General features: G+C 46.9%; 8 protein-coding genes. 1 reads left to right on the top strand and 7 read right to left on the bottom strand.

The annotated features are described in order from the left end of the window. Positions 1-7: 7 nt before the first annotated feature. The 4 genes from PAHA3_RS08945 to PAHA3_RS08930 form a co-directional block, all read right to left on the bottom strand. Complete coding sequence (locus tag PAHA3_RS08945) at positions 8-883, bottom strand: carbohydrate ABC transporter permease (protein WP_026081082.1); 876 nt, start codon at positions 881-883, stop codon at positions 8-10. A 2-nt stretch (positions 884-885) separates the two neighbouring features. Then, positions 886-1,842, bottom strand: coding sequence for a carbohydrate ABC transporter permease (locus PAHA3_RS08940; RefSeq protein WP_062834415.1), 957 nt, complete (start codon positions 1,840-1,842; stop codon positions 886-888). Positions 1,843-1,861: 19 nt separating this feature from the next. Beyond that, the gene (locus PAHA3_RS08935) at positions 1,862-4,759 is read right to left on the bottom strand and encodes an extracellular solute-binding protein (protein WP_062834414.1); all 2,898 of its coding nucleotides are present in this window, start codon (positions 4,757-4,759) and stop codon (positions 1,862-1,864) included. Between the two features lie 105 nt (positions 4,760-4,864). Then, a complete protein-coding gene (locus PAHA3_RS08930) occupies positions 4,865-6,220 on the bottom strand; it encodes an extracellular solute-binding protein (RefSeq protein WP_062834413.1) in 1,356 nt (451 codons plus the stop codon). Positions 6,221-6,494: 274 nt separating this feature from the next. On the opposite strand from PAHA3_RS08930, the gene PAHA3_RS08925 reads away from it, so the two are divergent. Further along, positions 6,495-7,262, top strand: coding sequence for a helix-turn-helix domain-containing protein (locus PAHA3_RS08925; protein WP_062834412.1), 768 nt, complete (start codon positions 6,495-6,497; stop codon positions 7,260-7,262). A 122-nt stretch (positions 7,263-7,384) separates the two neighbouring features. On the opposite strand, the gene PAHA3_RS08920 is transcribed toward PAHA3_RS08925, so the two are convergent. From PAHA3_RS08920 to PAHA3_RS08910, 3 genes are all read right to left on the bottom strand, one after another. Further along, positions 7,385-9,016 carry a response regulator gene (locus PAHA3_RS08920; protein ID WP_062834411.1) on the bottom strand — a complete coding sequence of 544 codons (1,632 nt, stop codon included), beginning with the start codon at positions 9,014-9,016 and terminating at the stop codon, positions 7,385-7,387. Then, a complete protein-coding gene (locus tag PAHA3_RS08915) occupies positions 9,001-10,758 on the bottom strand; it encodes a sensor histidine kinase (RefSeq protein ID WP_062834410.1) in 1,758 nt (585 codons plus the stop codon). The genes PAHA3_RS08920 and PAHA3_RS08915 overlap by 16 nt, the downstream gene beginning before the upstream one ends. A 62-nt stretch (positions 10,759-10,820) precedes the next feature. After that, entirely contained in the window at positions 10,821-12,500 is a 1,680-nt protein-coding gene (locus tag PAHA3_RS08910; RefSeq protein ID WP_201028076.1) for an extracellular solute-binding protein, read from the bottom strand. Positions 12,501-12,617: the final 117 nt, after the last annotated feature.

Genomic DNA, 12,617 nt, shown 5'->3' with positions numbered 1-12,617 from the left:
CTCCTTTCTACTCTTTCATGCCCGAAGTGGCCATCGTCTGCATAACACTGCTCTGAGAGATAATAAACAGAGTGATCGGTACAATCATCAGCAGCAAGGCAACAGCCGCACCTACACCGGCTCTTGCAATCCCTCCCTGCACAATCTGACTGAGCGCATAATGCAGCGTTTTGAGATTTTCACTGTAAATGAAACTCCCGCCATCCGTTCCCCATAATGCTGGAAACTGCAGGATCATAAGCGTGAGCCATGCTGGCTTTACATTGGGCATCACGATGCTCCAGAATATACGATATTCATTGGCTCCATCGATTTTGGCTGCCTCCAGTAACGCATCGGGAATCTGCTCCATGAACTGTTTCATCAGGAAAAGTCCCAGTGAGAACGCCAGTGATGGCACAATAATGGAAGCGTGAGTGTTAATCCATCCAAGCCAGGACATGACCATGTAGTTGGGAATCGCCGTAACATGCGGCGAGAACATCAGGGACAGAATGACAATGGTGAACAACACTTTGGAACCCGGAAAACGATATTTCGCCAGCGGATAAGCCGCTGCAGATGCAAGCAGGATATGCCCCGCTGTGCCAAGTATCGTAATGAGCAATGTGTTGGCAATATAGCGGGATAACGGCACCCACGAATTACCCATGAGGTTGATCAGATCGGCAAAATTCTCCGTTGTCGGATTGTTCACCCAGAAGCGTGGTGGGAAAATAAACAGCTCATCCAGCGGCTTGAATGCATTGTTGACAGCATAGATGAGCGGAAGCACCATAAAGGAGCCGAACACGCCCAGCAATGCAAATAACATCAGGCTGACGGTAAATGACCGATTAAGCCTTTTTGGCATGCCAAACACGGCACGTACTTTGCTGGTCATCGTCATTCACCTATCTTTCTAAGCATTTTTTGCGTGAAAACGTTTGTACCCAGCATCAGGGCAAACAGGACCGTTGCGATGGCCGAGGCATACCCCATCTCGAAACGAATGGTTCCGAAGTCCATCAGATGCGTGACAACGGTGTGCGCCGCATAGTTCACGCTCGGGAAACCCGCCAGTGCGATGGAGATCTCAGCTACGGCGAAGGAAGCAGTAATCTGCATTACCGCACCAAACATCAACTGCGGTCTCATCGAAGGCAAGGTGATGTACCAGAGCTCCTGCCAGCGGTTTTTGATCCCGTCTACGGTTCCTGCTTCAACCAGAGAACGATCAATGGTTTGCAGTCCTGCAATAAAGGCCAGGAAGCTGGTTCCGAGGCTCAGCCACAGCTGTACAATAATGACGATTGCCAGTACATACTTCTCGTCTGCGAGCCATTGGATCGGTTCCAGTACGACGCCAAGGCGCATCAGGAAGCCATTCATATACCCGTAGCTGTCACCCGAGAAGATGATCAACCAGATGAAGAAAACATTGCCCGATATGGATGGGGCATAGAAAACCAGCGTCATGACCGCCCGAATTTTAGGAGACAGCTCATTGATGATCCACGCAAACAAAAAGCAAGCTATATAACTGACAGGGCCTGTTATTACGGCAAAAAGCAGTGTGTTTTTGAGCGCGATGAGAAATACGTCATCGTTCAGAAAAAGCCGGGAATAGTTCTGCCAGCCGACAAATCGCGGCAGCTCCAGCATATTGAAGTGAAAAAAGCTGAGCCCGAGTGAAATGCCGACCGGAATGACCGTAAACAAGAAAAAAATCAGCATAAACGGTGCCATCAATACATAATAATGCCTGCTGAGATACAGATCCCGCTTCAATAGGGACCACCAGCCGACCTGGCGGGTATGAACGGCAGGAGCGGCGGCTGTCTTGGTTGTTTTAGCTTGCAACCGTTACCCTCCCTTTCCTCTATTTCAGATTAAATTCTTTGCGTTTCAACTCAATTTCGTCATCGATGTACAACACATAGTCCGATAAGGCTTCACGTGGATTTTCATTTGCATTGACCACTTTGCGGAAAGCATTGTCCAGATGTCGTCCCGTGAAATAACCTCCGGGAAGCTGCGGGATTCCCTGTACCCATTCCCATTGTTTCTCGAGATTTTGATAATCCTTCACAGGCCAAGGCAATTGTTTCAAGGCTTCGATATTGGCCGTCGGGTAACGGGCAGCCGCTCCCATAAGGCCTTCCATTTCTCTCCCGTATTCAATCTGGGTCTGCTCATCCGTCCACCACTTCATGAACTTCCACGCCGCTTCCTTGTCGTCGGCATTTTCGAGCATCATCACCGCGCTTGTTGCGCTGGCCACTTCGTTCCGTATGGACCCATCCGGAAGCTGTGTGCCCGGAACAATCGTAAAGTCCCAGAGATTGCGGATTTCCGGTGCCATAACCGTCAGCATGTTATACGTGGTGTAATCAGCAATCCCGATTGGCATTTCCCCGGTACGGAAGCGGTTCGGAAAGTCGGCTTTGAGCGGAAACTTGTAATTGGTATAAAATTGCGTCCAGCGTTTGAAGGCGTCCATTGAAATCTCCGAATCCAGCGCACTTTTCTTCTGGTCTTCGGTGTAGAACGTTCCGTCATTCTGATATAACAACATGGCAAAGGTTGAATTCGGAACCAGATTGGCATTGTTCAGCGTATCCTCTATCGGTAGATAAAACTCCATGTTATGCTTCTGCAGCACGGCGATGGCGTTATATACGTCTTGCCACGTTTTCGGCGGTTCGAGGCCCAGTTCATTCAGAATATCTTTGCGGTAAAATAGCATTGGAAAATGCTGCTGCTCCGGAAGGGCATATACCCCGTCGTTGTAGCGGTAAGGTGTCAATCCGCTTTCACGGAACCTGCCTGAAATTTCCTCAAAATCGGGGAACTGGCTCAGATCCGCTGTTGCATTCCTCATTGCATAGTTTACCGGAATGTCTTCGCCCATCTGCATGGCTACATCCGGTCCTTCCCCCGAGAGCGTTGCGGGCAGTAAAATGTTAGGCGGTACGAGACGTAACTGCACGGACACATCCGTATCCGGGGTAAACGAATCGTCGATCATGCCTTTCAGTACTTGGGCCTGATCCCGTCCAGTCGTGATCCATACGGTGATGGCATCCTTCTTTTGTTCCACGTTGCCAATGCTGTCGTAATCTTCGGTATACGAGGCAACATATGCACCCAGTTCGTGCTTCACCTGCTGGACGGTGCTCGCTTCCGCTTTTGGCAGCGATTCACCCGGCGGAGATACGACAAGGTAATCCAACGTAATCGGCTGTTCACGTACCGATAGAATCCATGTGCCGAGACCACCTACGTTAATTTTGAACGTATCCAGACGTTTGGGAACCGTCTCTGGTCTGGCCGCCATATCTTCAAGCTGCAGTACCATGGCGTGCAATACGGCCACTTTGTCACTTTGCTCACCCGTGGCCTTTTCCAGATAATCTGCAACGGAGCGCAAGGTGTCAGCTTGTCGTTCAAACACCTCCGTCATCTCCGGAATACGCTGTTCCAGCTGGTAATCCCGCAGTGGGTCCGGACTGTTGGAGGTGATCATTAATATTTTGCGATACATCTCATTCAGTTCCAGCACGCTGGATTCCACGGTCCGCAGCAGTGGAGCGATGTCGCCAAGTGTAACCGTCATTCGGATGCGGTGTTTCCCTTTTTCCAGATGAAACTGATATGGCTGATCTTCTCCCGAACCCAAGACCTGAGTTTGCCAAGCCGGGCTGTAGTTAAATCGAATTCGTTTCATTTCCTTAAACGGAACTTCGCCGTTAATCGTCAGGCTGCGTGTGGCATAGATGCCACGCAATTGATCCTGCTTCACCTTAAGCGCGAGTTGGTACAGTCCATCTTCAGGCACGTCGATTTCCCATTCAATCCATTCGCCCGGCAGCTTCCAGTTAATGCCCCCGATGGCGTTCATCCGAATTTTTGATACATTATAGGGCTCCAGTGAAGGGCTTGATCGGTCCGAGATCGGTGCCAGTGTAGGGGATGATTTGCTGACAGCTTCCTCCCCCTGTACTTTCAGCATGACAGAAGCCGCTTGTTTCAAGCCGAGTGAGGCATAGGTCTGCTCCAGCTCTGCATAGGACGGCACTTCATCTTCCTGGTACAACTCGATATAATTAATTGCCATACTCTCTCGTAATGAAGTAAGCGATAACTGCTGATCGCCTTTGTCAAAATAAAACTCAAACGGTTCCTCGAAGTACCCTGCGCTGTCCTTGAAGGAAGTCAGCTGCCATTCGGGCTGTTCCACTTGTCTTGGTCTGAGATCATTGCCACGATCGTCCTGTCGGACGTTATCCTCGCGATTCCCCCATACTCTGTCAAACAGAAGAATATCGGCCCCTCTGAACGGGACCTTACCGTTAAGCTCAAGCCTGCGTTCGATACCGGAGCTTTTGCCTTCTACGGGATAATAGTGAATGCGAATGTTGTACAAACCGCTCACTCGAACGGGAACATCCCAGCGAATGGTTCCGGTTTCCGGCGTAATTACGGCACTTCCGTCTAACCCAGCGTACCCTTGCACAACCTCATATTCCCCATCCTCTGCCTGAACATAAGATTCGCCTTCGATGCGTACAATTTCATCCGGTTTGGCCGTATTGTCATGAGCAGCCAGATAATGCTCATAACTGAATGAATCCTCGGTCCCCGATACCGCCTCAAAGTCTTCAAGCGCATGTACCGTTCCCGGATTACGATCCCGCGATGGATATAGTGTCCATATGGAGAGCACCAAGGCCAGGACAAGCACCAGGATTAGTCCCTTTTTCTTACGTGACCGCATGTTTGAATGTATCCCCTTTCCTCTAAGTGTTGCGAGAACTGGACGATTGACTAACCCGGACAGACCACACCTTCACTGGTGCGTTCTGCCCGTGTAACGTGATGCTTATTTGTATACCTCATCAATCGCAGCCTGGAAAGGAGCCTTGTATTTCTCGATCAACGTAGATACGGATACCCCTTCTTTGAGCTCTGCATCAAAGTCCCAGAAAGGCAAGGACGGGAATGTGTTATGGTCTAGAACCAGCATACCTTCCGCGACCTCTCTGGCGTTGTTGATATCTGCTTCATCGGTCAGATGTGTCTCCAGTGTGGATTGCCCCGGATACTCATAGATCGAATCGATCTCGTTAATTTTCTCCCAGATGTACATCAGTTGTTCCGGATTCTCTACCGCTTTAGGAATCGTTATAGCTTGGTAACGTGACTCACCGGAGTGATACGCTGTTGCACTTGGACCTTTTGGGAACGGTACAAAACCGATGTCATAGTCCTTCATATCCGTCATAATGCCTTCGACTTCGTACATGGCACCTGAATACATCAAGGTGTTACCTTGACGGAAGAACGTGGATGGCTCTGTCCAGTCACCGCCCTCAGAAGCTCTTCCGACCTTCTCGGTAGCCAGTTTGGACAGGAAGTTCAACGCTTCTTTCGTTTTTGGATCTTCCAGGTTCTGCTTATCCTCTTTGGTCAGAGAAGCCTCGTTGGAATACAGAATCGGTTCCAGCAAGCCCGTTTGAGCGAGTCCCCAAGTGTCCAGCTTGCCATCATTGTTTCGATCCTTGTTCGCTTGCTTGGCAACACTGATGAACGTATCCCAGTTCCATTCATCGGCATCCACATACTCCTGAAGTGGCTTCAAGCCGAGCTCTTGCATGAGTGTGCGATTATAGAAAATTCCGTTGATAAACGAGGACTGGTCCTCGGTAAAGCCGTAACCTTTGCCTTCATACTGCATGTATTCCTTGGTTGTTTTCTGGTTGAATACCTTGTCGTTTTTAATATAATCATCCACCGGCCATAACAGATCCTGTTTGGTCAATGCCGGAATGGCATAGTTTTTGCCCAGTCTCACCAGATCGCCAAGCGGTTCACCGGCCATCAGGGAAGCAACTACTTTTTCCTGATATTCACCGAAATCGATGGAAACGTATTCAATATTAAAGTTGTGTTTTTTCTTCAGCGCTTCGAGATTCTCAAGGCGTTGAATGTTGTCCGGGTTGTTCCCCTGTATTTCCATGTCCCACCAAGCAACAACCTTGATGGTTCTGCCGCCCATGTCAAAGTCCATTTCTGGCGTGGAGTTTTCATTCTTTGGCTCGGTTTCCGCGGGTTTTTGTTCCTCCTGTGGTGTTGTCTTTTCCGGCTCGGGTTGAGCGGTAGGTGCAGAACTGCATGCAGCAATCACCAACAAGACCGCAAATACCAGGCTCAGTAGCATGAACTTGTTTTTTCTCATCGTCTTCCCCCCTGATTGTCGTTTGCTCTCACAGTGTATCGTCACAATGAAAGCGCAAACAACCTGCCGGAATACAGATGTTTACCCGGGCTGAATATAGATTTGCGTAATTTTGCGCGAGCAAAGTGCATTAGAGGTTTTAATTGGTAAAGAAATGCACTGTCTACAAAAATATGCATATTGTATGCGCTTTCTTTTATTACCATAATGAAATTAAGTCAAATTTCAGTTAATCTAGCGCATTACAATTCAGCAGAAGGTGAGGTATTGCTTCATGTATGATATTTTACTTGTGGATTTCAGCCGTCGTTTGTGCGGAGAGTTGCAACAGATGTTGCTACGGAGCAAAGCTCAATATACTATCGCAAATTGTGTGTTCTCATCGGCCGAGGCTTTGACCGCATTGTCAGAACGAGACTTTTCCCTTGTTATGGTACATACAGAGAGGTTTGATACCGCGGGGCTCTGGTTATGCAACAACATTCGAAAGAAAAGTCAGATACCCATCCTCCTTATGGGTGGAAGAGATCACTTCAGGTTTGTACGCAAAGCCCTGACGTATCAGGTAAATGATTATCTCCCGTATCCTGTTAGTCCCTCTACTTTACTTAACAGTCTGCATGGACTTCGATCCCACCTTGAAACCGACCCGGCACACAAAACGTCGTCGTTCTTCAAAACACCCGTTCAAATGAATGGTAAACCCATGCACTCCAGTCATGTCATTCGTATCGTCAAGGCCTATGTACGGGATCATCTGAGTGATGAAATCACGCTAAAGAAGATCTCTGACATGCTTCATTTTAACTGTGCGTACCTTGGACAGAAGTTCAAGCTGGAAGAGAAGATGTCTTTCAATGATTATATGCTCCAGCAACGTATGGAAAAGGCCCAGCAGTTGTTGTCTTCCACAAATCTGCGAATATATGAGATTGCTATTGAGGTAGGCTATAAGGATATTGATTGGTTCTATAAAAAGTTCAAAGCGTATGCCGGATCGAGTCCCAATGCATATAGAAGACAAAAAATCAACACGGCCTAAGGTGAAACGCCGAATCGCTTTGTTTATCAAGTAGATAATAACCACAAAAAAAGCAGGCTGAAGAATACATCCTGCTTTTTTTTGTGGTTATTTGGGTTTGGTCAATTCCAAAGGATTCACCATTAACGTACCAAAAGGGATTCCCGGTATTCTTGGGGAGTCATTCCCGTTATTTTCTTAAAAAGTCGGGTAAACGAATGTGCAGCCTCGTACCCCACTTGAAGTGCGACCTCACGTACCATAAGATTTGTGTTCTGAAGCAATTCTTTGGCTTTCCGTATTCGGCAGTCGTCAATGAACTCTGACACGTTTATCCCCATTTCCTGCTTAAAGAATCGCGATAGATAGGATGGATTAAAATGATGAAGTTCAGCCAGTCTCACCAGAGAAAGATCTTTCTCAAGGTTCTCCTTCACGTAACTGCACAAGGAATGAATCACGATGTTGGCGCGTTCTTGTTCATTGGATCTCTTGAATCGAACTAGTTCGTCGGCAACAAGGTAGAGATATTGTACAGCATCTTTCATACAGGTATACTCCCCCAAATGAAGCAAACTTCGCTGATCTGGTATTTTATCTTGGAGCCCCCATCGATTGATTGTCGAATGCAACAACAATGCCAGATGATAATATGTCTCCATAGCGCGTTCCATCGTAATCTCCTGTTGCAACAGTTCTCCAGCAAGCTCCTCAAAACTATCGTAAAATGGTTGAATTCGCCCCGTTTCCAAATAGCCCGACATAATCTCGATTCGGCTTGAGAGCCGGATCGCTTCTTTGGGTACACCAGCCGAAAAATCATTGCGAAGATCGGTGAGTACCATGGATACACCGTCTCCAATTTTCATCCACTGGAGCAATCTCAGCCGTTCATATTGTTTAGTTAACTCGGACCAGTCGCAGCTTCGCCCACTTAATGAAAAAGCAATGGATACGCCAAGGGATACCATGCAAGCTTCCTGTACCAGTTCCAATGTCCCCTCCAGAAATCGCACAAGTTTATCATTCGCTATCTCTTGCTCTTGCTCCTGCTTCGGCTGAAGCAGCCAGATCGTATCCCCATGATGGTCCGTTACACTGACGTACACTGTACGCTCATGCATTAGCGAAGAGCCGATAATGCGCACAGATTCCTGGAGTTGTGTGAGCTCCGATCCTGTTTCTGGTGGGGTGTTAAACCGACCCAGTATGAGATACACTGGCGAGTTCACCTGCAAGAGAATATTTCGTTTCGTGAATTCATCTCGCATTACAAGCGGATTAGATATGATTGTAGTACAATCCTGAAGTAGCTTCCGCAAATATTCCTCTTGCTGAATCACGGCAAGCTGGGAGTTTACTTCACGAGATCGTTCCAATAATTCAAGCATACTGTGACTCTGCCGGATCTCTTCCATCACATTTTCGACAACAGACAGTACCTTGTCATAGCCTTCCGTTTTGAGCAAATAACGCACATTGGACATCTGAAAAGCTCGATAGGCATAATCAAAATCGCTATGTCCTGTCAGGAAAATGACGCGACAGTTCGGCCAGCTAGCTTGAATCTGCTCGGTCAGTTCCAGGCCACTCATCCCCGGCATGCGGATGTCCGTTAACACGATATCGATTCTTGATCTACGCATCCAGGACAAAGCTTCAGCGGCGGAATAGGCCTTGCATACGTCAAGCCGGTCAGGCATATGTCTGGCAAACGTTTCATAGAGACTGTCCGTAATAATTTCCTCATCATCTACAATTAAAAGTCGATACATTCGTTTTCTCCCTCTTTCCACTGGATTCGAATTGTGACTTTTAATCCCTGCAGTTCACTTCTGGATAGGAAAAGGCCACTTCCTTCTCCATACGTCAGGACCAGACGTCGGTGTATATTCATTAAGCCAGTCATTTCTTCTGTACCTCCGTCTTTATGCATACGTTGTTGGAGAACATGGATGTGTCCTTCCTCTAACTCATTCCCGTTGTCCTCCACCGTGATCTCGGCATGCGAACCTTCAAGATTGAATCGGATGAGTAGAAGACCGGAATCCGTATTCTTTTCCAGGCTGTGTTCATAGGCGTTCTCAATAATGGGTTGAATGATGAGCCTCGGAACGTGAATATGTTCCATATTAGCAGGTAGTGTCCCGAAATCGACCTTGATTCGTCTGGAAAATCGCAACTGTTGAATATCCGTATAGATTCGTGAATGCTCCACTTCCTCTTTCAACTGGACATGATCTGTTTCATTCCGGGTAATGAACCTGAAATACTCACCAAGCATGTTAGTGAATTGCTCAATACGTTCTGTTTCGCCTGTTCTTGCAAGCGAATTTAGAATAAAGAAGCTATTGTACAAAAAATGAGGATTAATTTGGGATTGGAGCTGTTTCAATTCGGCCCGTTGCATCATCATTGTTTTTTTGAAATCTCGATCGATCAGAGATTGAAGATTTTCAATCATCTGATTGAAACGGGTGTAGAGGAAGCCAAACTCGTCCTTTCGATTGTGCGCGATGGGAACATCAAGTACGCCTCCCTCCATTTTTTTGAACCTTTTCACCAACAATAACAATGGAATGTGGATCAGCTTGTAGCTTGAATAGAGATAAGCCGTGATCGCAACAAATGATGTAATGGCAAATAACCAAGCCCAATGATAGAACTTGCTAAGTGGTCTGGTTACAATTTCTTCAGGCAAATATGTAGCTACGGATATTCCCAGCGAGTCCATATGCAACTGACTCACATGATACATGGTGTCCCCCACTTTCATCCGAAAACCATCAAGTGTACCTTTTACACTGTGCTCACGGTAATTCGCCAGAATAACACTACTTTCTTGCTTATCTGTGATGGCATGTCCCGTTTTGTCCTCCATCAGAAAAGTTGAACTCTCCGGGTACAGATTAAGCCGCGTGAGTTCATTTTGAAAATGCTCGGTATCCAGTTCCACTTGAATGACAAAAAGCGGCGCTTCTTCTCTCTTGCCTGTCAACCGGACTGCACTCAAGTTCAGAGTGTCCTCTTTCACAGTGAATCGTGTACCTTTTCCTTCTGTGCCTGAACTGAAGTACAGATACGAACTTTTATCGAAATCGTCGATGCCTTGTGTCGCGGATATACTTTTGTCGACTGTAGGGATATGTACATGAACGTTCTTGATGTAAGCCGTGCTGTTTTTGAACGTAGCGAGCCGTTCCGATAAATAATTCAACGTATCACGACGCTCAACCTGATCCATCATCTCCCAGAGAATAGCCAGACGATTCAGTTTACGATCCTCGACGATATCAAACTGCTGTAACTCCATCCATTCCAGCTCCCTGTTCAATTCCACGACATATTGGTTCAATCGTCTCTCCGTTGACAAGGATATTTCCTGGCTTGCATTATCATAACTCCAGTGATATAGATACACGCCAAGAAGAATAAGGGGAAGCACAAATACGAGATAGGTGAAGATTAAGCGTGCAAATATACTGTTAAACCATGATTTAGCAGGGATCTTGATCAATACATCACCTCCAATGCCAAAAACTAAATTAGTTCCTTATATGAGTAAAGTTAATGAGAACGTTAGTGCTCCTTTGGCTTGTTGGTTGTATACCACGCGTTAACTTCCGATGTAATCTGATCTCCGCCCAGCTTGCGCCAGTTCTGTACAAATCGATCAAACTCATCTATTGGCTTACCGAGAATAATGTTCATATAAGCTTCAAGCTGAAGATCCCGAAGAATAATCTGTCGATCAACCATCGTGTCCGTAATACCGCCCGTGAACTCATCATAGAGAAGTTGGTCGTTTTTCTCATATGAATCTGCAATGCTAAAGGCACCCGAAGGTCCATAGGTTTGTTTCCAACCCCAGCCGCTATCCACACCTTCCGATTCATAGGCTGCAATTCGTTTGTGAATGGCGAGAGCTTCATTCTGGAGAACAGAGAAGTCTCCTGTGCTTCTGGCATCACGAATTTGTTTGTAGGCATCTATATTTTTATTGCCGGGAAAAGGCGTAACCGGTGAGAGCATCCACACGGCTCGGGAATCATCATTGTAATAGGCTTCGTACTCTGCCTCATCCCCCCAGTTCGTTTCGAGATGCAGATTCATGAGCTTAACGACAACTTCCGGGTTAGAGAACCCTTTTTTTACAGCAAAGTATTGCCCTGTGTTAGAACGGAGAGGTACCTTGAGGTCTTTGCCTGACTTTGCAGTAATTGGATATGCCTGCCATTCTACATCTGTATCTGTAGCCCGTGTAGTCTGAAGCATAAAGGATGTCCACTGTTCGCCGTAGAGCATCCCTATTCTCCCATCCTGAACCATACGAAACGCCTTGCTGCCACTTTTGTAACCAAAATCTGGATCAAATTGGCCTTCGAGATACATCGTTTGCAATACTTGCAACGCCTCGCGAACTTCAGGCTGTATGCCTCCATAAGTGAGGTTTCCTTCTGCATCTTTGACCCATATATTAGGGAAGGCACCATATCCGGACATGAATCCTGCAGCTCCCATAACGGGGTCCCATAAGTGATTCGTTAGCGCCAGTCCGTACGTATCCCGCTCTCCGTTCCCGTCGGGATCTCTCTGTGTAAACGCTTTCGATATTTGAAGCACATCTTCCAGCGTTTCAGGCGGCCGTAGCCCCAGATGCTCCAACCAATCGGTTCTAATCCACAGGTACTGCGCAGTCTCAATGGAGGAAGATGATTCGGGAATCGCCATAAGTTTGCCGTCAATGGTTGCCGCGTCGAATGCTCCTCTTCCCTCCGCCTCCAAAATACTCTTTGTTAGTGGGGAAGCGTACTCTTGGTACACATCGGTTAAATCTTCGATCATTCCAGCATTGCTTAGTTGTCTAAGTTGATATGGATTCACTTTGACCACATCCGGGAAACGTCCTGCAGCGAGGGATACACCCAGCTTCTGACTATACACATCCCCGTTCGCAATCCAGTCATAATGAATTTGAATACCTAGTTCTTTTTCGTACAAACGAGTCCAACGATTATCCAGCATCGTCTCACCAGGCAACTGGTTAATCATTCGCTCAAGGTCATCTCCAGTTTCCCTGACAAAAGAGACCTCTATGGGAGGAGAATACCTCTCAATCGAAGAGGGAAGTTGAATCTGCTGCCCATCTGGCTGCGGATGATATTGTTTGGAGTTCCCTTCGGTATGACCTGCTGGAATGGACACAGCAAGAAACAGAATGAAGGTCCATCTTGTTATGTCCAGACATCTCTTATACATGATGACATGCCCCCAGTTCGGTTTGAACATCTCTCTTCTCTCTGTCGATTTGAATCCATATCATTGTACAACAACTTATACCCATTGAATACGAAAAGCCGCTGTTCGGCGGCTTTT

The sequence above is a fragment of the Paenibacillus amylolyticus genome (assembly GCF_001570725.1).
Lineage (GTDB): Bacteria > Bacillota > Bacilli > Paenibacillales > Paenibacillaceae > Paenibacillus > Paenibacillus amylolyticus_A.
This window is presented reverse-complemented; position numbering and strand designations above follow the sequence as displayed.

Bases quoted from the DNA above. Each gene is read 5' to 3' on its own strand.
- PAHA3_RS08945 (WP_026081082.1), bottom strand. From the start codon at position 883: ATGACCAGCAAAGTACGTGCCGTGTTTGGCATGCCAAAAAGGCTTAAT.
- PAHA3_RS08920 (WP_062834411.1), bottom strand. From the start codon at position 9,016: ATGTATCGACTTTTAATTGTAGATGATGAGGAAATTATTACGGACAGT.
- PAHA3_RS08930 (WP_062834413.1), bottom strand. From the start codon at position 6,220: ATGAGAAAAAACAAGTTCATGCTACTGAGCCTGGTATTTGCGGTCTTG.
- PAHA3_RS08925 (WP_062834412.1), top strand. From the start codon at position 6,495: ATGTATGATATTTTACTTGTGGATTTCAGCCGTCGTTTGTGCGGAGAG.
- PAHA3_RS08910 (WP_201028076.1), bottom strand. From the start codon at position 12,500: ATGTATAAGAGATGTCTGGACATAACAAGATGGACCTTCATTCTGTTT.
- PAHA3_RS08935 (WP_062834414.1), bottom strand. From the start codon at position 4,759: ATGCGGTCACGTAAGAAAAAGGGACTAATCCTGGTGCTTGTCCTGGCC.